The sequence below is a fragment of the Cypionkella sp. genome (genome assembly GCF_028290025.1).
In the GTDB taxonomy this organism is placed as follows: domain Bacteria; phylum Pseudomonadota; class Alphaproteobacteria; order Rhodobacterales; family Rhodobacteraceae; genus Cypionkella.
Genome location: NZ_JAQGKQ010000093.1, coordinates 1 through 21707 on the forward strand (window position 1 = coordinate 1; position 21707 = coordinate 21707).

The 21707-nt window shown below is 58.9% G+C and carries 20 protein-coding genes, 1 tRNA gene and 1 pseudogene; 11 read left to right on the forward strand and 11 right to left on the reverse strand.

All coding sequences use genetic code 11. The annotated features are described in order from the left end of the window. Positions 1-127 (forward strand): annotated as a pseudogene (locus JWS10_RS16495) (flagellar biosynthetic protein FliP); the annotation flags it as partial. A gap of 12 nt (positions 128-139) precedes the next feature. On the opposite strand, the gene JWS10_RS16500 reads toward JWS10_RS16495, so the two are convergent. The 6 genes from JWS10_RS16500 to JWS10_RS16525 form a co-directional block, all read right to left on the reverse strand. Then, on the reverse strand, positions 140-1207 hold the full coding sequence (locus tag JWS10_RS16500; protein WP_299508990.1) for a flagellar basal body P-ring protein FlgI: 1068 nt from the start codon (positions 1205-1207) through the stop codon (positions 140-142). A gap of 23 nt (positions 1208-1230) precedes the next feature. Then, positions 1231-2232: a flagellin gene (locus JWS10_RS16505; RefSeq protein WP_299508931.1), complete on the reverse strand. Its 1002-nt coding sequence runs from the start codon at positions 2230-2232 to the stop codon at positions 1231-1233. A 2-nt stretch (positions 2233-2234) separates the two neighbouring features. Beyond that, positions 2235-3692, reverse strand: a complete 1458-nt coding sequence (gene flgK, locus JWS10_RS16510) for a flagellar hook-associated protein FlgK (RefSeq protein WP_299508932.1) — start codon at positions 3690-3692, stop codon at positions 2235-2237. 9 nt (positions 3693-3701) lie between these two features. After that, complete coding sequence (locus JWS10_RS16515; RefSeq protein WP_299508933.1) at positions 3702-5006, reverse strand: flagellar hook protein FlgE; 1305 nt, start codon at positions 5004-5006, stop codon at positions 3702-3704. 91 nt (positions 5007-5097) lie between these two features. After that, positions 5098-5961, reverse strand: a complete 864-nt coding sequence (locus tag JWS10_RS16520; RefSeq protein ID WP_299508934.1) for a flagellar motor protein MotB — start codon at positions 5959-5961, stop codon at positions 5098-5100. A 166-nt stretch (positions 5962-6127) separates the two neighbouring features. Then, a complete protein-coding gene (locus tag JWS10_RS16525) occupies positions 6128-7309 on the reverse strand; it encodes an HlyD family efflux transporter periplasmic adaptor subunit (protein ID WP_299508935.1) in 1182 nt (393 codons plus the stop codon). Between the two features lie 389 nt (positions 7310-7698). On the opposite strand from JWS10_RS16525, the gene JWS10_RS16530 reads away from it, so the two are divergent. The 3 genes from JWS10_RS16530 to JWS10_RS16540 all read left to right on the forward strand — a co-directional run bounded on the left by JWS10_RS16530 (position 7699) and on the right by JWS10_RS16540 (position 9603). Continuing rightward, positions 7699-8280, forward strand: a complete 582-nt coding sequence (locus JWS10_RS16530; protein WP_299508936.1) for a hypothetical protein — start codon at positions 7699-7701, stop codon at positions 8278-8280. Between the two features lie 167 nt (positions 8281-8447). Further along, the gene (locus JWS10_RS16535; protein WP_299508937.1) at positions 8448-9221 is read left to right on the forward strand and encodes a DUF6478 family protein; all 774 of its coding nucleotides are present in this window, start codon (positions 8448-8450) and stop codon (positions 9219-9221) included. 7 nt (positions 9222-9228) lie between these two features. After that, complete coding sequence (locus JWS10_RS16540; RefSeq protein WP_299508938.1) at positions 9229-9603, forward strand: hypothetical protein; 375 nt, start codon at positions 9229-9231, stop codon at positions 9601-9603. Positions 9604-9769: 166 nt separating this feature from the next. Here the strand turns inward: JWS10_RS16540 and JWS10_RS16545 are convergent, their stop codons facing one another. Beyond that, a complete protein-coding gene (locus JWS10_RS16545) occupies positions 9770-10348 on the reverse strand; it encodes a hypothetical protein (RefSeq protein WP_299508939.1) in 579 nt (192 codons plus the stop codon). 251 nt (positions 10349-10599) lie between these two features. Between JWS10_RS16545 and JWS10_RS16550 the strand changes: the two genes are divergently transcribed. After that, complete coding sequence (locus JWS10_RS16550; protein WP_299508940.1) at positions 10600-12600, forward strand: NADPH-dependent 2,4-dienoyl-CoA reductase; 2001 nt, start codon at positions 10600-10602, stop codon at positions 12598-12600. 66 nt (positions 12601-12666) lie between these two features. On the opposite strand, the gene JWS10_RS16555 is transcribed toward JWS10_RS16550, so the two are convergent. Both JWS10_RS16555 and JWS10_RS16560 read right to left on the reverse strand, forming a co-directional pair. Beyond that, positions 12667-13233, reverse strand: coding sequence for a glutathione peroxidase (locus JWS10_RS16555; RefSeq protein WP_299508941.1), 567 nt, complete (start codon positions 13231-13233; stop codon positions 12667-12669). Positions 13234-13387: 154 nt separating this feature from the next. Continuing rightward, positions 13388-14419: a LacI family DNA-binding transcriptional regulator gene (locus JWS10_RS16560; RefSeq protein WP_299478908.1), complete on the reverse strand. Its 1032-nt coding sequence runs from the start codon at positions 14417-14419 to the stop codon at positions 13388-13390. 383 nt (positions 14420-14802) lie between these two features. Here JWS10_RS16560 and JWS10_RS16565 point away from each other — a divergent pair. Next, positions 14803-14879, forward strand: a tRNA-Arg gene (locus tag JWS10_RS16565). A gap of 78 nt (positions 14880-14957) precedes the next feature. On the opposite strand, the gene JWS10_RS16570 is transcribed toward JWS10_RS16565, so the two are convergent. Then, a complete protein-coding gene (locus tag JWS10_RS16570) occupies positions 14958-15266 on the reverse strand; it encodes an SH3 domain-containing protein (RefSeq protein WP_299478905.1) in 309 nt (102 codons plus the stop codon). Positions 15267-15537: 271 nt separating this feature from the next. On the opposite strand from JWS10_RS16570, the gene JWS10_RS16575 reads away from it, so the two are divergent. Next, on the forward strand, positions 15538-15939 hold the full coding sequence (locus JWS10_RS16575) for a cell wall hydrolase (RefSeq protein ID WP_299478912.1): 402 nt from the start codon (positions 15538-15540) through the stop codon (positions 15937-15939). A 57-nt stretch (positions 15940-15996) separates the two neighbouring features. Here the strand turns inward: JWS10_RS16575 and JWS10_RS16580 are convergent, their stop codons facing one another. Then, positions 15997-16989, reverse strand: coding sequence for a sugar-binding transcriptional regulator (locus JWS10_RS16580; RefSeq protein ID WP_299508942.1), 993 nt, complete (start codon positions 16987-16989; stop codon positions 15997-15999). A 141-nt stretch (positions 16990-17130) separates the two neighbouring features. On the opposite strand from JWS10_RS16580, the gene JWS10_RS16585 reads away from it, so the two are divergent. The 4 genes from JWS10_RS16585 to JWS10_RS16600 all read left to right on the forward strand — a co-directional run bounded on the left by JWS10_RS16585 (position 17131) and on the right by JWS10_RS16600 (position 21701). Further along, positions 17131-18072 (forward strand): substrate-binding domain-containing protein, encoded by a 942-nt coding sequence (locus tag JWS10_RS16585; RefSeq protein ID WP_299508943.1) that lies wholly within the window; start codon positions 17131-17133, stop codon positions 18070-18072. 66 nt (positions 18073-18138) lie between these two features. Beyond that, positions 18139-19644 (forward strand): sugar ABC transporter ATP-binding protein, encoded by a 1506-nt coding sequence (locus tag JWS10_RS16590; RefSeq protein WP_299508944.1) that lies wholly within the window; start codon positions 18139-18141, stop codon positions 19642-19644. Beyond that, the gene (locus tag JWS10_RS16595) at positions 19641-20636 is read left to right on the forward strand and encodes an ABC transporter permease (protein ID WP_299508945.1); all 996 of its coding nucleotides are present in this window, start codon (positions 19641-19643) and stop codon (positions 20634-20636) included. The genes JWS10_RS16590 and JWS10_RS16595 overlap by 4 nt, the downstream gene beginning before the upstream one ends. A gap of 15 nt (positions 20637-20651) precedes the next feature. After that, positions 20652-21701: a thiamine pyrophosphate-dependent dehydrogenase E1 component subunit alpha gene (locus JWS10_RS16600; protein ID WP_299508946.1), complete on the forward strand. Its 1050-nt coding sequence runs from the start codon at positions 20652-20654 to the stop codon at positions 21699-21701. Positions 21702-21707 lie beyond the last annotated feature (6 nt).

The window sequence follows — 21707 nt, forward strand, 5'->3', positions numbered from 1 at the left end:
GTTGATGTCGATGGGCATGATGATGGTGCCGCCGGCCGTTGTCTCACTGCCGTTCAAACTGGCGTTTTTCGTGGTCGCGGACGGTTGGAGTCTGGTGTCCAGCGCCTTGGTGCGCAGCTATTTCTGAAGCGCAAATGCTTTAGTTCACCACGAATTCGGCGTGTAATGCCCCCGCCGCGTTGATGCTCTTCAAAATGTCGATCATGTCATGCGGCGCTACACCCAAGGCGTTCAGCCCGGCTACGACCTCTGACAGGTTGGTGCCGCCGGATACTTCAGACAGCCCGGTGCCGGGTTCATTTTGGATTTCCACCGAGGTGCGCGGCAGCACGATGGTTTCGCCTTCGGAAAACGGGTTCGGCTGCGACACCATCGGCGTCTCATCAATCCGCAGCGTCAGGTTGCCCTGCGCCACCGCCACCCGGCTGATCCGTACATCTTCGCCCATCACTATGGTGCCGGATCGCTGATCTACCACGACGCGCGCTTTGGTTTCGGGCTCGACTTGTATGTTCTCAACCCGGCTGACCAAATGCGCCGGAGAGCGCCCCTTGGTTTGCAGCAATACCGTGCCCGCATCCAACATCTCGGCCGACCCATTGCCCATTTTGGCGTTGATCGCGGATTCGATCCGCTCTGCCGTGGTAAAATCGGGTTCGCGCAAGGCCAGACGCATAGACTCCAGTTGGGTGAAATCAAACTCCACCTCGCGCTCCACTCGCCCGCCCGAGGGGATCATTCCGGCAGTAGGCACGCCTTGTACAATCTTGGCCGCCTGTCCATCAGCAGAAATTCCACCAGCGATAATGGCGCCTTGAGCCACCGCGTAAATCTGCCCATCCGCACCATTCAAGGGCGTCATAATCAGCGTGCCCCCCAACAGGCTTTTTGAATCACCTATTGCGGAAACAGTCACGTCAATCTGGCCGCCAGCCCGGGCAAACGGCGGCAAAGTGGCGGTCACGAACACTGCCGCGACGTTTTTCGGCTGATACTGCTCACCGGTGACGTTAACCACCAACCTCTCCAGCAGGTTAGACATGATTTCCTCGGTGAACGGCGCATTGCGCAAGCCATCGCCAGTGCCGTTCAGACCAACAACCAAGCCATAGCCCACCAAATCGTTTGAGCGCACGCCGTCAAATTCGACCAGATCCTTGATGCGGATCGGGCCAGACCAAGCAGCGCTGGAAAGCAGGCCAAACATGACGGCGCAGATGAGTTTGCGCATCACAAGTAATCCAGCAGGCTTAGATGCGAAAGTCGCGCGGTGATGGCGTAGATTTTCTCCAACTGCGCCTCGGTGTCCTCTAGCCTCGTTGCGGATTCGTAGGGATCGGCCTCGGTGATGCCATTGCGCGCAATCTGCAACGCCGAGGTTTCGCTGGCATTGCGCGTGGCTGCGGCGTCGATTTGCGCTTCCACCAGACCAATCCCAGCAGCTACATTCGTGCGATCGGTTTTGTTATCCAGCAGGCTAAACCCGGCGCGGCGGGCAAGGTCTTGCCGCCCCGTGCTTTGCCCAGCCAGCACGCCGCGATTGAGCAGCGCCGCCATCGCCAACCCCTTGACGGTATCGCGCAAAGCCGGATCTTTGGCGGTGACGTCAATACGGGCTTCCTCGCCGGGCGCAATCGTAAGCCCAGCCAAAACATCGCCGCCTTGATAGGCGAGCGCATCATAGCCGGCAGGGTCTGCGAACCAACTTGTCACGGCAATTTCTACGTCTTGCGCGCTTACGGCTCCGGTCACGGCGACGCCGAGCGCGCTGAGCAACGTGTTGGCCCCGATCACTGCGGCCGCCATGGTGCCCACTCCGGCAAACAAGCTGCGCCCGCCGAACTGCGTGTTGAAAGCCGAAAGCACGGTTTGCAGTTTTTGCTCGGCATCCTTGCCCGCCAAATCAACCATCGCATCCGAGCCGCCCGTCGCCGCAGCGATCAGGGTCGTGCTGAGCCCAGACGCCAGACTGTCAACCGTGCCAAGCACAACCTGCATCGCACCGGTGAAAGCCGCTGCCTCGGCGGTCGCCGAGCCGTAGCCTTTCAGCCGAGCCAACGACGCATCGATGCCTGAAATCGGCACCAAATCGCCCGAAACGCGCGCAGTGATGTCGCTGGCATGGCCGGTTGCAACCTCATTCGTCAGCCTTTGCAGGTTTTGTTTCAGCGCCACAGTGTGGCGCCGCAACATGAAAGACTGGGCCATATCGCCCAAAGAAACCGCACCCATGCCTACATCTCCAACAATTTTTGCATCATTTCGCCGATGGTCGAGATCACTTTGGCATTGGCGGCATAAGCCTGCTCAATCACCAACAACGATTGCAATTCCTCATCAGTATCAACGCCATGCTCCAGCTCCATCGTTTGTAAGGTTTCCAGACGCGCAGATGAAAAACTCGCTTCATTCTCCGCCATGACCCGGGCTGTTGCGGCACCTGACACCACATCGGCGGCAAGCGTGGAAAAGCTGCGCGCGCCGGTCATAAATCCGCCAGATGCCGGGGTGCGTGGTGCTGACAGGGCGGTCTGCAAGTCTTTCAGCAATTGCGCATTGCCAGCAGACCCGGGCGCTGTGGCTCCAAGCCCATCACGAAGCCGCCAAACCGCGCCGCCCTGTGCTGCGTCCACCGCCGCATTAACAGTCAATCGTTGTGCGAGGCCGGTTTCGTTGGCAACATCGAAAGCAGCACCTGCGTCTGTAAACAAGCCAGCAGCACCCGCAGCCCGTGTGCCATCCAGACCTGAGGCCGCAAAACGTTCCACCAGATCGCGCGCCACCGCATCAAGTTTACCTTGGGCTTGCGGAGCCAAATCATCGCGGATGGCGAACTGCGCCGCCAGAGTGCCGCCTGAAATCGGGCCATCCTCTGCCGCGGTTGAAATCGCCTTTCCGTTCAACGTCAGCCCCGACAGAGCGCCGCTGCCTTGGGTCATCGCGGCAACGACCACGCCCACCGGAGTAAATCCCAGCCTAGCCGGCAAGCCATCTAACACCACAGCACCGCCCGTCGTAAACAACGCAATTTCGCCCTTATCGCGCGGCACTTCACGCAGCGGAATGATTTTGGCAATGCTGTCAATTGCCTGCTGACGTTGATCGATCAGCGCCGAATTATCGCGCCCGCTGCCCGAGGTCGCCCGGATCAACCCGTTCAGATCGGCAATCCGCGCCAAGGCAGTGTTCACTTGTGCCACCTGCGTTTCGATCTGATCGTCAGCGCTTGCGCGGGCTTGCTGCACATCATTGCCCGCCGCCGCCAGATGGGCTGCCAAAGCCTTTGCCGAGCCCAGCACTTGGCTGAGACGCGCCTCGGATTCCGGGCGAGAGCTCGCTTCAATAAGCGCGGTGTCGAAATCGCTGATCCGACTGCCCAGTGACGTCGCGCTATCAACTGTGCCAAGCGTGGTTTCGACCCGCTTCAGGAATGCCGCGGTCACGTCCCGCGCACCACTGCCCGCCTGCGCAAGCCTGCGATCGCCCAGCAGCACGGGGTCGCTGCGCCGCGTCACGCCGATCACGCTGACGCCCTGACCCGACCCGCCAACCGTGCGGGCGCTTACTTGCAATTCGCGCCGCCCATAGCCGTCGGTCATCGCGTTGGCGATGTTTGAGGAAACAATCTCAGCCGCGCGCGCCGCTGCGTTGAGACCAGATAGTGCCGAGGAAAGCCCCGATGTGATCGACATTCAAGCCTCCTATCGTTTGATATTTGTGGTTTCTTGCAGCATTTCGTCCGCCGTCTGGATCACCTTGGCGTTTGACGAATAGGCGCGCTGGGTTTGGATCAGTTGCGTCAATTCTGCCGCCACGTCGGTCGAAGATTCCTCGCGCGAAAAGCCGACCAGCGCGCCAGTTGGGCCGTCGCCTGCGTTCCACAGATAAAACGGGCCAGAGGCCGCCGAAACCTGATATGTCTGATTGTTCAGCGCCATCAGCCCGTTCGGATTGGGCACGTCTACCACCGGGATTTGGTAAATTCGCCGGGTGAAGCCTTGGTCGTAAATCGCGTATAGATCGCCTTTTTCGTCAACCTCAACCGAGGTCAGGCTCGCGACCGGAGAGCCGTTCTTGCTGATTGATACCGGCGCAAAACTGCTGGAAAGTTGCGTCATGCCATTTGGCAGCCCCAACTCGCCCAGTTTCAGCGCGATGCCGCCGCCCGCCACCGAAACCGGAATTGTGCCGCTGGCGGGGTCATATGCCGCGCCTGACACCGCTGTGACTGAGGCAAGGGTGCCGCCTGCTGCTTGCGAGGCATCAAAGGTTAAGGTGTATTCACCAATCACCGCCCCACCCGAGGCGCTGTCACGAATGCTCATCGTCCAAGCGTTTGATGCACCGGTGGCCGGCACTGTCGGGGTAAACCTGAACTCCAGCGATTCGGACGTGCCAAGATTGCCAAAATATTCAACCGTCAAATCATGCGGATCGCCCGATGCCCCGGCAATTGTGCCCGACGCGGGCAGGTTGACCCCCAACGTCATGTCCGCCGTCGGATTGCCGACATATTGGTTGGCATTGATCCGCACCGGTTGCAGCGCAGCCATAGTATCGCGCGGATAGGTGTTCAGGCTGCCATCCGGATTGGCCGGCCATCCCATCAGCACCAATCCGGTTTCGGTGCGCAACACCCCTTCGGCATCGGGGCGAAACGAACCAGTTGTCACTAAAGAAATCGGATAAGGTCCGGTGGCGCTATCCAACGCGCCGCTGTCAGTTACGGGTAGAAATCCGCGACCATCAATCGCCAGATCGGTGGCGTTGGTTGTCGAAATCAGCGGCCCGCGCTCGTCAATCAGCCGCATATTTGAGGCGCGCACACCGCCCGCAGAATAGCTGGCCTTGGCATTGCTGTGCAAAACCACCGAGTGAAAATCCGTCTCGGCGCGTTTATAGCCGTAGGTGGATGAGTTGGCGATATTGTCGGAAATCGTCGCAAGCCGGTTGGCATTGGCGTTCAGCCCCGCCACCCCGGCGTTTAGCGAAGAGGAAATTGTCATGGAAAGCGCCTTTCTGCAACTTCGACCGTCATAAGATCGAACCTGCCTGATGCGCCTTAACATCGCCCTAACAACTCAAGTTTTACGCATCTCAGCGGTCCTTACGCAGCAGGATGATTTCCAAGCGGTTGTTACGAATTGCGCTGGGGTCTTGCGTGGCAGGTTTACGATCGGCATGGCCACTGATCCGGGCCATCCGCGCTGGATCCACTCCATCCGCCTCTAGCATCACCCGCATTGACTGCGCGCGGGCGGCAGAAAGATCCCACGCCGGATTGTCTTTCAGGGTGATCGGCAGGGTGCGCAGATGACCGTTCACCGCGACTTTGTTCTCGGCCAATGCCAGCACTTCGGAGATCAAAGCGGCAATTTTGCGAGTTTCACCGGTTGGCTCCGCCGTGTCGCCGATAAACAAGGCAGCACCCGGGAGATCAAATATCTCAACCACTAAGCCCTCATCTGTGACCTTGGTTACAACATGCCGCAGCAGGCGTTGCATGGTCATGCTTTCGCCACCCTGCGCCATGAGCGTCTGGGCAATCTGTGCCAAACGACCCTGCTCTGCCGCCGCTGCCGCGTCTTTTTCGCCCGCAGTCGCCTCACCGCTTGCAGTCGCCTCACCGCTCGCCCTGTTGCTTTCGGTCGGCATCGCGAGGCTGGCGCCACTGCCATTTCGGCTTAGCGTTTCCTCCGAGAAGGTAGAATCGCCGCCAAACATGCCATCGCCACCGCCCGAAACCCGGCTGATCGCAATCGTCGGACTAAAATAATCCGCGATACCTTTACGTTGCTTTTCCGTCGTCGCGTTTAACAGCCACATCAGCATGAAGAAGGCCATCATGGCCGTTACAAAGTCAGCATAGGCCACTTTCCACGCCCCACCGTGGTGACCGCTGGCCTTGATGATTTTCTTCCGCTTAATAATGACTGGCGCGGCATTTGATTGCCCAGCCATCACACACCCATGTTTCACACCCAGGGTCAGATATAGCGGAACAGGCTTTACCAAGGCTTAAGCAATTGGATTTTAGCTATTTCCTGCGCACCATAGCGATGCCCAAATGGTCATCCTCTGTGCTCAAATATCCGACGGGGGTTTAATTCCTAGGCCAGCCCCGCAACTACCGCTCTCGCAAAGCCTCATTCGACTTATAAAGCGGCTTGGTCAGATAGGTCAGAATGGTCTTTCCCCCGGTTTCCAGTTCAACATCCGCCTGCATCCCCGGCTTGATTTCAAGGCCCTTTTGCCGCTCGGTGAATGCGGCTCGATCCACGGCCAGGGTCACTTTATAATGCGGGTCGCCATTCGGCTCGCGGGAACGGTCGTCCTTGAACGTGTTCGCCGAGATGAAAACCACCTTCGCCTTCAACGAGCCATAGATAGTGTAATCATAGGCCGACAGCTTGACCGTTGCGTCCAGTCCCTCGCGCACCGAAGCAATGTCACGCGGCTTCACCCGCGCTTCGATGAACAACGCGTCGTCCAGCGGGATGATCTGCAATATCTCCTCGCCCGGCTTCACAACGCCGCCGATTGTGGTGATCGACAGTTTGTTCACCACGCCACGCATCGGTGCCACCAGCACGGTGCGTGAAAGTTGATCCTGTGCCAGCTTCAGCTTTTGCCGCAAGCCCGCGAGATCGCTTTCGGTCTTGGCGTAGTCCGTCGCCCGCTCCATCTCGGTCGTGGTGCGCGCCTCGCTCAGTTTATTGTTAGCATCGGAATTGTCACGCCGCGCCCGCGTCACCTCGATCAACGGTGCGATGTCCTGCTTGTACATTTTCTCGAGCAAATCCAACTCGTTAGAGGTCTGCTCCAATACCGCCTGCGCGCCACCAACCCGCGCGTCGTATTCGCTCAACCGCGCCGTCAGCAGCGCCTTTTCTGAGGCCACAACATCCGGCACCCGGTTCCCAAAGCTGTCCGGCACAGCAAATCCGGGCTCGCCGTTCATCTCGGCTTCCAGCCGCAAACGGCGGATTTCCAGCGTGGCAATTTCATCGGACAACTCATCGACCGCCGCTTGGTACTGCGTGCCGTACAGCCGCGCGAGGGTCTGGCCCGGCTCTACAACGTCACCTTCGCCGACATTCAACTCGGCCAGAATCCCGCCTTCAAGGTTCTGGATGATCTGCGGCCGACTCGAGGAAACCACCTCGCCCTGCGCCCGCACAATTTCGTCAACCCAAGCCACCGAGGCCCAGATCACGAACACCACCATCACCAGCACAATCATCCAGATCGTGCGGCTTGGACCACGGGTCTTGTCAGCGAAGCTTTCGTCATAGGTAGCAAGGCTCATGGTTTCGCGCCCCCGACTTGCATGGCAGCACCATCAGAACGCCGCCAGCAACTGAAATCCACGCTAGATAGCGACCGATGGATGCGACAAGTCCCAGAAAAATCAGTATAAACGGCAAATCGCCCATTGGCCAATCGTCGTCGCTGCGAAGAACTCGCGCACCGAAGAAAACTCGCGCATCGCCGAAAAAAGGCTCGACGGGCTGCGCTGCCCCGGCCCGCGCTTCATGCCTAGCAGCTCTGTGCATCAGCCGCGCCTGACCGACCGGAGGCGCCAAATGGTGCCAGCAAATCCCGCGCGCCCGCGGGTGCCATATACCGCCTTGTGTCAAACCGCGCGCCGCCTTATCGCTTTGCCCAATGCTGCTGCCAGACCGGAGCCTTACCCATATGCCAACCCCCGCACGTCTTGCAGCGATCTTGCTCGCCCTGATGACGCTCGCCAGTTGCCAAGTTGGCAGCGGTTTCACCTCGTCACGCGCCGCCCCTGTGCTGAACGGAGCGTTGCAGATCGGCGTCCCCCCCGGCTATTGCATCGACCGCAAAGCCAGCGGTGAAAGCCGTGACACCGCGGTCGTTTTGATGGGGCGCTGCACCGATGCAATGAAAGCCACCCCCGCCTTGATCACCGCCTCGATTGGGCAGAGCGGTTCTGCCGGGGTGATGACTGCGGGCGGCCCGGCCCTCGCCACATTCTTCCGCTCCAACCAAGGCCGCGCCATGCTGGCACGCTCCGGCCGCGCCTCGGATGTGCGTGTTATCGCGGCTTTAGGCTCGGGGGACGCTTTCCTGCTACATCTGCAAGACCGCAACGCGGGTGAATATTGGCGTGCGGTTATTGGCATCAAGTCCCGGCTGGTTACACTCTCAGCGACCGGTACCGAGGCGGTTCGCCTTGACCCTAACCAAGGCCGCAAAGTGTTGGAAGACGCCCTCGCGGCTTTGCGTAGCGCCAACAAAATCCCGGCCTAGCCGCCTCTCGCTATAAGATCGCTACAGTTCGTGCCAAATTGCGAGCTTTGGGATGGAGTATTAATTTTTTTGCGGCGATAACGACATAGTTCCATAGGCTCAACAATCTAGTCGTGTCTCAGGCGCGGCTTGTTACAGTGGCGACAGCAAATGTGCGGGAAGGTGTTATGGCAGGGCAGATGTCAGGTTTTGTGGATCGGTTTCTGCACAAGCGCGCTTTAAGGCGCTGGGGTGTTGCGGCGGACCGAGCCCCCGCCACCGATTTGGAAGGTTTGCGCAGCTTGCGCGCGCGCGCCCGTGCGCTGCGGCGCAATTTGGACCGCGTCATCCACGAGGCAGAGCATCGCTTGGCAATGCCAGTCATCGGCTCCAACATCATTCGTAAGCAACGCGGCACCGATTGGGCTTGGCGGCCTGAGTTGTGGAAGGGTTCGATCCCGGTTCCGGGCATGGCTTCGGTTCCCGGCAGGGCTCTGATCTACGATGGGGCGACGATTTTCCACGATTGTCGGCATTCTGAACTGACCGTCCGGCAGATACGCAACACCCGCGATGTCGATATTGCGCCCTTCGGCTTTCGCATGGATGTGTTTCGCTTTGACGGATCGTTCCTGTCTCTGGTGGTGGAATTGCCCGAAGACGCGGCGCGCGGCTTGAAGCAAAAGCACATCATTCGCATGGACGTGATTGTCGAGATGGAGAAGCCGCTTGAGATCTTTGCACGGCTCAACATCAAGCACGGTCCAAACGTCGAACAAATCGTTCGCGAGTTGCCGCTTAACGAAGAAGAAGTCATGGTCGAATTTGACCTCGCCTATTCTAAGATCAACGAAAAACGCGTCGAGAGACTTTGGGTCGATCTGATCTTTGAAGGCCCCGAAATGAACCAGATCATTTTGCGAGATGTGACATTCTCGCGCCGCCCACGCGCCGAGCTCTGAGGTTTTGATGTCCGACACCATACTCACCAAAACCCGCATCCGCGCTGGCATCTGGGAGGGCGTTCTGACTGGCGCAAGCACCTCGCCCACATTAGATGTGCTCCACTTGGAACAGCCGATCAAAGGCGTCAGCGTCAGCCCGATTGCGGATCGTTCCGGCGAATATGCGGTGCAGGTGCCGATTCCCGCCGACCTGCTCAGCGAAGGCGTGCAAACTTTTCTGATCCGCGATCATAATTCTGGGCAAACCTTGGCGCATTTCACCATCATCACCGGGGTGGCGATGGAAGACGACGTGCGCGCTGAAATTGATTTGCTGCGCGCCGAGCTCGACATGCTAAAGCGAGCCTTCCGCCGCCATTGCCTTCAAACAGCGAACTGATCAGCGCGGGAGCTGAAAAATTACTGCGAAGCGCAAACAAAGCAGCCTGTAAGGCTCGCTAACTAAGGTTGCGCGCGAAATCCAGCATCGGTGCCTGACCGCTGCCGACGCCCGTAAAAAACATGGGTAGCTCGGGTACCCCGCCGCGACACCTGCGCAAGCATTGTCACCCGGGGTTGTGATCTTTATGGCCGCATGGAATAGCCGCATCCCTGAGACGCATCGCTTGGCTGCCATTGTCCGTGCTGACCTCAAAATTCTTAGATCTCGCCTTCCGGTCGCCAATTCGATAGGTGACTTCGCCATAGCCTTGAAAGCCTGACGCCAAATGGCAGTTACCGCCGACCATCAACGCCGTGGTGTTTTCAAGACAACGTAATGTTAAGGAAATCGCCGATGCGTCGCCATAGGATGCGCATTGCACATCTTCCTGCGCCAAAACCTTTGCATATGCATCGGTTGTGTCCTTCATGGCCGACTTATCCAACTGCAAGACCCATTTGCCGCTATCGGATGCGGCGACGGGTGCGGGATCATCTGCTTTTGGCGAAGTTGCCGCAGTCTTCAGGGCTTTCGCGGCTTCCGCAGCAGCTACGCCCGGAGGCAATGAATCCGAGATGATAATGGCACCGAGTTCTTTCCCGGCCCACTGGTCGTAACAATTCAGACGCGCAACAGGTGCCGATATTTTGGTGCAGGCTTCCTGCGCCTGAACGGCTGCCGCTGCCAGCAGCAGGGCAATCAAAGCAACAGCGAAAGTTTTATTCATCTAGGTTCCAATAGTTGGCAACGTCGAACCCGCTTCGTTGCGCCGATGCGTTCAGCCCCGTCAGTTAGCATTGAAAGAATTAACAAACCATGAATCACCACTCATTAACCCATTGTTTTTGTTAGAGCGAGATTTCCGCCACGCGTGAACGCCCCCCATCGTGACGCGGCGTTTCCGATGACAATTCTGTAAATTCAAGCCATCCTTCCGCAAACCCGGAGACGACGATGCCCTATCCCCACCTTCTCGCCCCGCTTGATCTGGGCCACATTACTCTGAAAAATCGAGTGCTGATGGGGTCGATGCATACGGGGCTAGAAGAGACCGGCGACTGGAACCGCGTAGCCGAATTCTACGCCACCCGCGCCCGTGGCGGGGTCGGATTGATGGTGACAGGCGGCATGGCCCCCAACCCAGAAGGCGGCGTTTTCCCCGGCGCGGCAGGACTGTTCACTCCGCAAGATATCGCAAACCACCGCATCGTGACCGACCGCGTCCACGAAGCAGGCGGCCTGATTGCCATGCAAATCCTGCACGCGGGGCGCTACGCCTATTCCAAAGATTGCGTGTCGGCGTCAGCCATCAAATCCCCCATCTCACCCTTCCCGCCCCGAGAGTTAGACGAGGCAGGCATCGAGAAACAAATCGCCGACATCGCCACCGCAGCCAGCCGCGCCCGCGAGGCAGGCTACGATGGAGTAGAAATCATGGGGTCGGAAGGCTACTTCCTGAACCAGTTCCTCGTCACCCATACCAACCACCGCACGGATCGCTGGGGCGGCAGCTTTGAGAATCGGATGCGTCTGCCGGTTGATGTGGTGCGCCGCGTCCGTGCTGCTGTTGGAGCGGATTTCATCGTAATATACCGCATCAGTTTGATTGACCTCATTCCAGACGGCTCGACATGGGAGGAAGTCATCAGTCTCGCCCGCGCTGTCGAAGTTGCCGGGGCGAGTATTCTCAACACTGGAATTGGCTGGCACGAAGCCCGTGTGCCCACGATCGCAACCTCGGTTCCGCGCGCGGCCTTTGCCCACCTGACGGCAAGATTGCGACCCGAGGTGACGATCCCGGTGATCACTTCCAACCGCATCAACGCCCCGGAAGTCGCCGAAGCCCTGCTGGCTGCCGGAACCGCCGATATGGTCTCGATGGCACGGCCCTTCCTTGCGGATCCGGATTTTGTCGCGAAAGCGGCGACGGGACGGGCGGATCAGATAGCACCTTGTATCGCCTGCAATCAGGCGTGTCTGGACCACACGTTCTCCGGCAAACTGACGACTTGTCTTGTTAACCCGCGTGCCTGCCACGAAACGCTGCTGTCTTACGATCCCACCCCGGCGCCGAAGTCCGTCGCGGTTGTGGGGGCTGGGCCGGCCGGAATGATGGCGGCGCTGGTAGCGGCGCGAAGGGGGCACCGGGTGACTTTGTTTGACCAAGCAGAGGATGTGGGCGGGCAGCTAAATCTTGCGCGGTTGGTGCCGGGCAAAGAGGAGTTCAACGGGTTGGTTGCGTGGTTTGCCGCCAGTATAGCCGAGGCGGGGATTGAAATCCGGCTGGGGCAGGCGGTTGGGGTGGACCATCTGCGCGGCTTTGATGAGGTGGTGGTAGCCACCGGGGTGAGCCCGCGTGATCCCGCGATTGCGGGGCAAGTGCAGGGTTTGAGTTACATTGAGACGCTGCGGGGGGCTGCGGTGGGATCGAAGGTTGCCGTGATCGGAGCGGGTGGGATCGGGTTTGATGTGGCGGAGTTTCTGGTTGCGGGCGGTCATTCGCTGACCACTCATCCCGATGAGTGGCGGCGTGAGTGGGGGGTGGGCGATCCGGCGACCTCTCGGGGCGGGCTGGCAGAGCCTGCTCCGGAAGCTGCGGCGCGGCAGGTTTGGTTGTTGCAGAGGAAGGCGGAGAAGCCGGGGCGGAGGCTGGGCAAGACGACCGGTTGGATTCATCGGGCAGCGCTGCAGATGAAGGGCGTGAAGATGTGGGGTGGGGTGAGTTATATTGGAATTGAGGAAGGCGGGCTGCGGATTTCCCGCGATGGGGTCGAGGAATTGCTGGCGGTTGATCGGGTGATTTTATGTGCCGGTCAGGTGCCGAACAGGGGGCTGGCGGATTTGCTGGCCGAGGCTGGGATCGCGGCGCATGTGATCGGAGGGGCGGATGTCGCCGCAGAATTGGATGCTAAGCGGGCGATTGATCAGGGCGCAAGATTGGCGGCACGGCTCTAGCTGCCACGCGTGGGCATCTTTTAAACATTGGAATATCAACAGGTTATTACTTATCTTTAGGGTTTGTTAAGACTTGGCGGCACTCAACGTCGCATCAATAGCATCTTTCACGACGCCTAGGGGCTTCGCATTCGACCCCCAAGCTTGCACGAAATTGCCGTCTGGCCCGATCAGGACTTTGTTGAAATTCCATCCCGGCACGAAACCTTGAGTTTCACTTACCCAAGCGTAGAACGGATGCACGTCGCCCGCTGCAACATGGGTAATCGTGGTCATCGGCAGCGTTAGATCGTAATTCAGCGCACAGAAATCCTTCACTTCGGCATCCGACGCGAGTTCTTGATTGAAGTCATCAGACGGTACCGCCAGCACCACAGCCTTATCGCCATAGCTATCCGACAAAGCCTGTAGATCTTCATACTGCGGAGTGAAGCCGCACATCGAGGCGGTGTTTACCAGCAGAACCGGTTTGCCGCGCCACTGTGCAGTGTCATAGCTTCCACCGTCGATGGCGGTGAATTTGAAGCTAGGGACATGGTCAGCGGCTTGGGCCATGTGGTTCACTCCGGGTTGAAATAAAGCCAAGGGGGCAGCCAAAGCCGCGCCGAGTGCAAGCAGGCGAAGTGGGATCATTGCGGCCTCCTATACTGGTTTGGCGATCATATAGTGCAGCGATCAAATTGGACTAGGGCAGCGGCATCCGCGTTAGAAATTTTATGCGCAACGGATGGCCAGAAAATCACGCAAGAGCGAGCCATCGTTTTGACCTAGAACTGCAAACCGGAGCTTAGCTACGAATTGTGTCGCCTTTTTGCAGGGTCGGAAACAGCTCTATCACTTCGCCGCCAACGATGCCGTTGGGGCGTTTTCCCGCAATGATCTCAGCTGCAACCCGGCCGATTTCCAGACGGCACGCATCCATAGTGGCAAGTTGCCGCGGCAGACCGTCAAGCAATTCGACGCCATTAAAGCCCGCAAGCCCGATCTGATCCGGCACATTGAGGCCCTTGTGCAGACAATACAGCAGCCCGCCCGCGCCGATCATGTCATTGGAATAATACAGAAAATCGACGTGCGGGCTGCGGGTCAGCACGGCTTCTGTCATCTCGCGGCCTTTGAGCAGCGCCGAACCGCCAGAGTAAAATTCCCGATCTGCCAAGCTAAGGCCAGCCTTGGCGAGAGCCTCTTCAAAGCCTTCCAACCGTTTGCGGGCGCGGTGGTCATTCGGCATCATCGTTCCAAGAAAAGCGATGTTGCGATAGCCCGCAGCGATGATCGCCTCGGCCATCTGACGACCGGCACGGCGGTGCGAAATGCCAACCGCGCTATCGACCGGGCTGCCGTCGATATCCATGATCTCGACAATCGGAATCCCGGCTTGCCCGAGCATGGCGCGGGCGGCCTCGGTATGCTCCAGCCCCGCGATAATCACGCCCGAGGGACGCCAAGACAGCATCTCATAGAGCACCGATTCTTCGCGATCTGGCGAGTAATTTGTAACGCCGACAACGGGTTGCAGTCCGGTGTCTTCGAGTGTGTCAGAGATACCCGTCATCACTTCCGGAAACACCATATTCGACAGTGAGGGAATGATCACGGCCACGAGATTGACCCGTTGGCTGGCCAATGCGCCGGCGATTTTGTTCGGCACATAACCCAAGCGACGGGCGGCTTCCAACACGCGGGCACGGGTGGTTTCCGAGACGTCGCCACGATTGCGCAGCACACGACTGACGGTCATTTCGCTGACGCCCGAGGCTTCGGAGACATCGCGCAGGGTCAGAGTGCGGCGTGGATCGGGGGTCGGAGGTTTGCTCAAGGGTATGCCTGCGAAATGGGTTTCCACCTTGTTAGCGATTATTCCTCCGCAGTCCAAGCCCTCGTCCCAAAGCGCGCCGAAGCCCGCGATATTAAGCTTGTTCTGAAGCGAGGCGTCGGATATGTTAGCGGTAACAGCAGCATTTGCTGGCGATATTCGACGCGTCTTGCAAGCTCTCATTCCAGACGCGGCGGACCCGAGGGGGAGTGGTGGGCCAAACTTCACTCCCCCTTAATTTACCCAGCGCACTCTGATCGCGCCGCCCTGCATGACTGTTGCATCTGGACGCAAATTTTTGCATGTAAAGCGCGTGGGCCTTGTTAAGACCCGTAATGCGAAAGGCTGGAGCGGTCGTCATTGAGCGGCGGGTCTGGCCTAGGAATGGCCCCGTAGCTCAGCCGGATAGAGCGACGGTTTCCTAAACCGTAGGCCGCGTGTTCGAATCACGCCGGGGTCACCAAAGTTTAGCCTACCTTAGGCGTTCCCATGTCGGGCCGTGCGAGGAACCGAAGCGGTCAAAGCGTATCCCAAAACGGCGTCACCGGCCCTTTTCTCGCAGGTAGGACGAAGACACATAACCTTTGAGGCCGCGCGCTTTCTCTAAAGCGACTTTGCACCAGCGGGTGCCGCCGATAAGTTGGCAGGTGTCTACACGCACAATCGCTCCGTTTGGCAGGCCCACGATGACAATGTAGCCGGTTCCGGGACCAGCGCGCATTTTCAGCATGTCTTCGCCCTTGACGCCGTACACTTCATAGCGATCACGCCAGCCCGCCGCCGCAGGTTGCACAGCTGTTGCTGACGACAACGCGGCTGCCAAAAGTGCAATAAGGACTGTTTTACCCATCGCTAACTTCCTTTCGTATTGTTTGAGCAGTGGGTTTAGCCCGTAAAAGGAACGAAAGGAACCGCGAGAAGTGTTGGTTGTTGATTGCTGTCGGTCGGACGCGGTGTTGAGAAATTGCTGTATTTGGGCGCGTTCTGGGTTAAAATAAGAAAAACACTACGAGCAGGACCAACAAATGACCCCGACCCTAACTGCTTTGCGCCTTGGCGGTGCAGGTTTTGCGCTGGCGCTTTTGGCGAGCTGCGGACTGCGGCATACAGAGCTGGATTGCATGGAACGCGCGATGTATTTCGAATCCAACCGATCAAGCCGGGATGGCATGGTTGCGGTTGGCAGCGTCGTGATGAACCGTGTCGAGTCGGGCAAGTATCCGCATAGCGTCTGTGGCGTCGTTAGCCAGCGCAAGCAATTCGCCCCGGGGGTGATGAACAAGCGCATGAACACGCGGACGGCGCCGAAGCTTCGTGAAGCGGCGCAATCTGTGCTGGAAGGGGAACGTCACCCGCTGGTGGGCAATGCGCAGTTTTTTCACACGGCCACCTACCGAGCCTCATATAACAACATGCATTATGTGTTAACGACCGGTGGGAACGCCTTTTACGAACGCCGCGATGCTGATTTGGTGACGCAGCCGACGCCTTTGCCGCCGATTGAGGGCATTACAGGGAAATGAGGCCGTCGGGCTTGCAATGTATGTTCCAAGGTATCGCGCGAAGTTGCTGAGGTGAGGCTACTTCATGTTCGACAGCTCGATCGCGGTGTCGCCGTCGATTATCAGCCCACGGGCGACGCCGCTGGCGAGAAAGCCCCGCGCAGCTGCGAGTTTTGAGCGTCCGGCCACGAGAGCTACGGTGAAGGTCCGGCGCAGGTCTTCGAATCCGAGCGCAATCGTGCGTTGATTTAGGGGATGGTCGACGGCTTTGCCTTGCAGGTCAAAGAACAGCCCGTTGGTGTCCCCCACTGCGCCAAGACGCTGCAGCTCATCAAGGTCGCAAGCGCTTATCATGCCTTGCGAGCGCAGCAACGAGCCTTCCCGCAACTCGCCAAGCGAGATATAGGCCACGGTTGTCGCATTCGCGAGTGCCAGCGCCTGCTGGACAGATTGTTGTGACAAAAGAATATTTCGAGCGGATGGCGTGTCAGCGATGAAGGGCACGGGCAGAAAAAAGCCCTCGGCCCCTGTTGCTCGGGCGAAGGCATGCACAACTTCGAACGGATTATAGGCAAGGTTGGATTGTAGCGATCCCATCAGGCTAATGAACCGGGCGTGGGGTGCCGCAACCCCTGCCAGTTGCAGCGTCATTTGCTCCAGCGTGCGCCCCCATCCGGTGCCGACCACAGCCAGCGGTGTTTCGGACAAGTGACGGCGCAAATGGGCGGCGGCGGCGGCACCTACGGCACGAAATGCGAAGGGGGCTAGGATGGCATCGCTTTCTGCCGCAGCAATGTCATGGCCGAGCGCCGGAGTGCATATGCAGAAGTCCAGGCCGTAGCGTTCGCGAATCGCCTCCTCGACCGGAAGCAAACCGACATTGGCCGGGTTGATGGTGATGCTGACCAAACCGGTGTCGCGGGCATCGGACAACAGCTTGTTAACGCGGGCGCGGGTGATTCCCAGACGCTTCGAAGTGGCTTCTTGGTTCAAACCGCCGATGTAGTAAAGCCACGCCGCGCGGGCCATAAGAATCTGATCTTCCTGAGTTTCTCCGGCCAGTGGGCGCATCTGCTGTCTTCCTTGCTTTGTGAATCATAATTACAAATGTCATATTACTTGACAATTGTAATAACTCGCGACATCTTTTGTGTGTCGGGAGAGGCCGACAGGGGGTTTCGCCAGTTAACTGGCTTAGGGAGGAGATAGCAGATGAAAAACCGGTTTGCCGGAATTGTTACGGCTTGTTCAATGCTTGCTTTGACGGCAGGGGCTGCGCAGGCGCTTGAACTGGCATGGGTTCATGCGAATGCTGCGGCACAATCAGAGCAGAGGGTGAAGGCGGGCTTTGACGCCTGGCTTGCAGAAACGGGCAAATCTGATTGGAATGTCAGCCTGCTGGACAGCGGCGGTTCGGGCGAAGCCACCGCTTCAAATATCCAGGATGCTGCCAGCCGCGGCGTCGATGTAATCGTGATCACCATGGCCGACCTGCGCGCCAGCCGTGCTGCACTTGATGCGGCTAAAGCCGCCAACATTCCGGTGTTTGCTGTGGACTCGGGCTACACCGAGGGCGTTCTGGTCGATATCACCACCAACAACTGGGCCATGTCTTCGGACGTATCGGTCTATTTGCTGGACCAACTGGGCGGCACGGGCAATCTGGTTTTCCTTCGCATGGCCGAGCACCACGGCACCCGCAAACGCGGCGACGTAATGGAAACCGTGCTGAAAGAATATCCCGACGTGAAAGTATTGGCCGAGCACAACATCGACTATACCGCGTTCTTTGAAGACACCAACAAAACGATGGAAGATTACGTGGCCCGCTTTGGCACGGAAATCAACGCTGTCTGGGCACCTTGGGATGAGCCTGCGCAAGCCGTCGTTAACGTTTTGAACGCGAACGGCCTAAAAGATGTCAAAGTGATCGGCATCGACGGTCATCCGCAAGCGATTGCCGAGGTGTGCAAGCCCGACAGCCAGATGATCGCCACCGTCAGTCAGCCGTTTGAAAAAATGGGTGTGCAGGTGGGCGAGTGGATCCAAGAGATTGTCGTCGACAAGAAGGCAGCCGATGACGTTCTGCCTGCCAAGACCGTCTATATGGATGCGCCCTTGGTCACCAAGAGAAACTGCAAAGACTTCATGTGATCCGATCGTTGGGGCGGGCATCTGTCTGCCCCGACGCAACCTTTTACGGTAGGGGAGGGATGGCGCATGGAAATCGTGCTTTCCAACATCACAATGCAATTCCCCGGCACCCGTGCGCTGGACGGGGTGAGCGCAAGTTTTCGCACTGATGAGGTGCATGGTCTGATTGGCGAGAACGGGGCTGGCAAATCTACTTTGGTCAACGTGCTTGGCGGTAGTTTGTTGCCATCCTCGGGCACGGTGCAAATTGACGGCCAAGCTGTGCGGCTGTCGTCGCCGCATGACGCGCTGATGCAAGGCATTGCGCATGTCAGTCAAGAGGGCAGTCTGGTACAGGGCCTTACTGGGGCCGAGAATATTTTGCTCGGAGCCGAGCCGAGCCGGATGAGCGTTGTGATCCGCTCGGCTGCGTTGAACGCACAGGCACAGGCTTTGTTGGCGCGCTGGTTTCCGCAGGTGCAGATTGATCTGCGCAAGCCGGTAGGCGAATTGCCGATGGCGGATCGCAAAGTGATCGAGATCGTGCGGGCTTTGCGCGGTGCGGCAAGGCTGGTCATTCTGGACGAGCCGACTGCAACCTTGCCTGCGCGTGAAAAAGAACAGTTGTGGGGCATTATCCGCAGCCTGCCGAAGCAGGGGGTCGGAGTGGTTCTGATCAGCCATTTCCTTTCGGAAATCAAAGCCTTGTCGGACCGCATTACCGTCCTGCGTGACGGGCGGCATGTTCGTACTGCCGCCGCTGCAGAGTTGTCTGAGCATGATCTTGTCGATCTGATGCTGCGTCGCACCGGCGGCTCTAATCTGCGCGGGGCGAGTGCAGCGGCGATACATGGAGAGACGGTGCTGGAGCTTGCCAATTGGCAGGTTGCGGCTGTCGATGTGCCCCAGTTCCGCCTGCACGCCGGAGAGATTGTCGGCTTGATCGGGCTGACCGGGGCAGGCCACACCGGCTTTGCGCGGTCGCTGCACAACCCGGCAGGCGCGCGTTGTGCGAGCCTTGTTGTTGCTGGCAAGCCGGTGAAGTTGGGGACGGTTTCGCAGATGCAGGCGGCGGGGATCGCTTTGGTGCCCGATCACCGCATGGAATATGCGCTTGTCGGCGAATGGACGCTGCGCGAGAATTTGGCGATGGTGCATCCGCAGCACGGCGCGATTGGCGCAGGTGTGCTGTCAATTCGGCGTGAGGAAGCCGAGGCGCGGCGGGTGATGACCCTTCTCAACGTCAAGGCGCATGGCTCGGGCCAGCTTCTGAAAACCCTGTCGGGCGGTAACAAGCAGAAAATCTCGATTGGCAAATGGCTGTATGGTGCCGAGGGCCGCTACCGCGTGATGATTTTTATCGAGCCAACCGAAGGCGTCGATATTGGGGCGAAAGCTGAGATTTACGCCGAGATGCGCCGTCTGGCGGCATCGGGTGTCGGGATTATCATCGCCTCATCCGACCTTTTGGAAATCGAATCCGTGGCGCACCGCGTCATTCCCTTCACCAATCAGCGACCGGGCCCAGAAATTCCGCAAAGCGGGTTTTCGGAAAGCACCTTCATCGCCGCAATTTCAGGAACCGCAGCATGAGCGATCTGACCCATTCCAGCAGCGCAGACCGCCGCGATACGGTCTTGGGGTTTATTCCCAAGGATTATGTGCAGCGCTACAGCACGCTCGTGGTGCTGGTGTTGATGTTCGTGGTGTTCACGGTGACGGTGGACAAGTTTTTGACGCCGCAGAACCTGTTGAATATCGCGCAGCAGATTTCGATGCTGACGATTGTGGGCGCGGGGCTGACGTTTGGCTTTGCGGCGAAAGAGATGGATTTGTCGGTGGGCTTTACCGTCGGTCTGGCGGGCGTGTTGGTGCCGCTGATGCTGGTGGCGGGATGGTCGCTGCCGATGGCTTTGCTTGCGGGGCTGGCGGCAGGGTTTGCGGTGGGCGTGCTGAATGCAGGCTTGGTAACTCTGGTGGGTATCCCGTCGCTGATTGCGACGCTGGCAACTGGGTCGATCCTGTTTGGCGTCAACTTCTTGCTGACCGGGGGCCGTGCGATTTACGGCGGCTTGCCTGACAGCTTTTTGTGGCTGGGGCAGGGGCGCATCTTGGGCATTCCGGTGCTGGCTTACTTTATGATCGGCGCGGTGGCCTTGGCGTGGTTCGTGATGGAGCGGACGATTTTTGGCCGGTACATGTATGCCGTTGGCGGCAACCAGAAGGCGGCGGAGCTTTCGGGCGTCAAGGTCCGCCGCTACAAGGCCGCTTCGCTGATCGTCTGTGCGCTGTTTGCGGTGGTGGCGGGCACGCTGCTGTCGGCAAGGCTTGGCTCGGGTCAGCCGAATGCGGGCGAGCGGTATCTGCTCGACGGTCTTGCCACGGTGTTTATCGGCATGACCATGCTGCGCCCCGGCACGGCGACGGTGTTGGGAACTTTCTTCGGCGCGTTGTTTATCGGGGTCATCAACAACGGCCTGAACCTGATGGGCATGGACACCTACATTCAGTCAATCGTGAAGGGTGTGATCATCCTTGTCGCGGTGGCCGTGGTGTCGCGCAGTACAAAACTGAACCTTCTGTAATGATCGGAGACTGAGATGAATCAGCCACAGGCTGTTCACCGGGCTGACGCAGGCTCTAACTCGGACCTGCCCCAGCTTTACCGCATGATGCGCCGGATTAGGACATTCGAGGAACGTGTCGGCGAGTTGTTTGTGCGCGGCCAATCGGCGGGGTCGATGTTGCATCTGTCAATCGGCGAGGAAAGTGCGGCGGCAGGCGTCTGCGCCGCGATGCGCGACGGCGACAGGTTTACCACGCATCACCGCGGCCACGGTATCTTTCTAGCGCGCGGTGCGGACCCCGCCCGGATGATGGCCGAGATCGGCGGCAAAGAGGCGGGCTATTGCCACGGCAAGGGCGGCTCGATGCATATCGCCGATATGGGGCTGGGGCATCTGGGGGCGAATGCGATTGTTGGGGGCGGGATTCCCGCCGTCGTGGGCGCTGGGCTGGCGGCGCGGCATCACAAGACCGGGGCGATCAGTGCCGCGTTTTTCGGCGATGGTGCGACGGGGCAAGGCATCTTGTATGAAAGCATGAACATGGCGGCGCTGTGGTCGCTGCCGTGCCTGTTCGTCTGCATTAACAACCAATACGGCATGGGCACACGAATTGATCAGGCCACCGCTAATCCTCGTCTGCATGAACGCGCGCAAGCCTTTGGTTTGGCCGCTGAAACCGTCGATGGGCTTGATGTCGAGGCTGTCGCTGAAGCTGGCCGGCGACTGGTTGATGGTGTGCGCGATGGCAAGCCTGCGTTTCTAGTGATTGATTGCTATCGCTTCTATGGCCATGCACGCAAAGACAAATCGCCCTACCGCGACCCGGGCGAGGAAGAAACCGGCCGCGCCAAGGACCCGGTGGCCTTCGCTCGCGCGGCACTGATTGAGCGCAAAGTGTTGGAGGAAAGCGCCTTGGATACGCTGGATGCCGAAGTGGCGGCGGAAATGGACGCTACGATTGATTTCACCGTGGCGCAGCACGAGCCGCCGCTGTCCTCGATGTTCCGCGATGTTTACGCCCCCGGGGAGCCAGAACCGGAGCCGGTTCGCACTCGGATAGATCGAATTTTGGCGCGCGGTTGAGGGGAA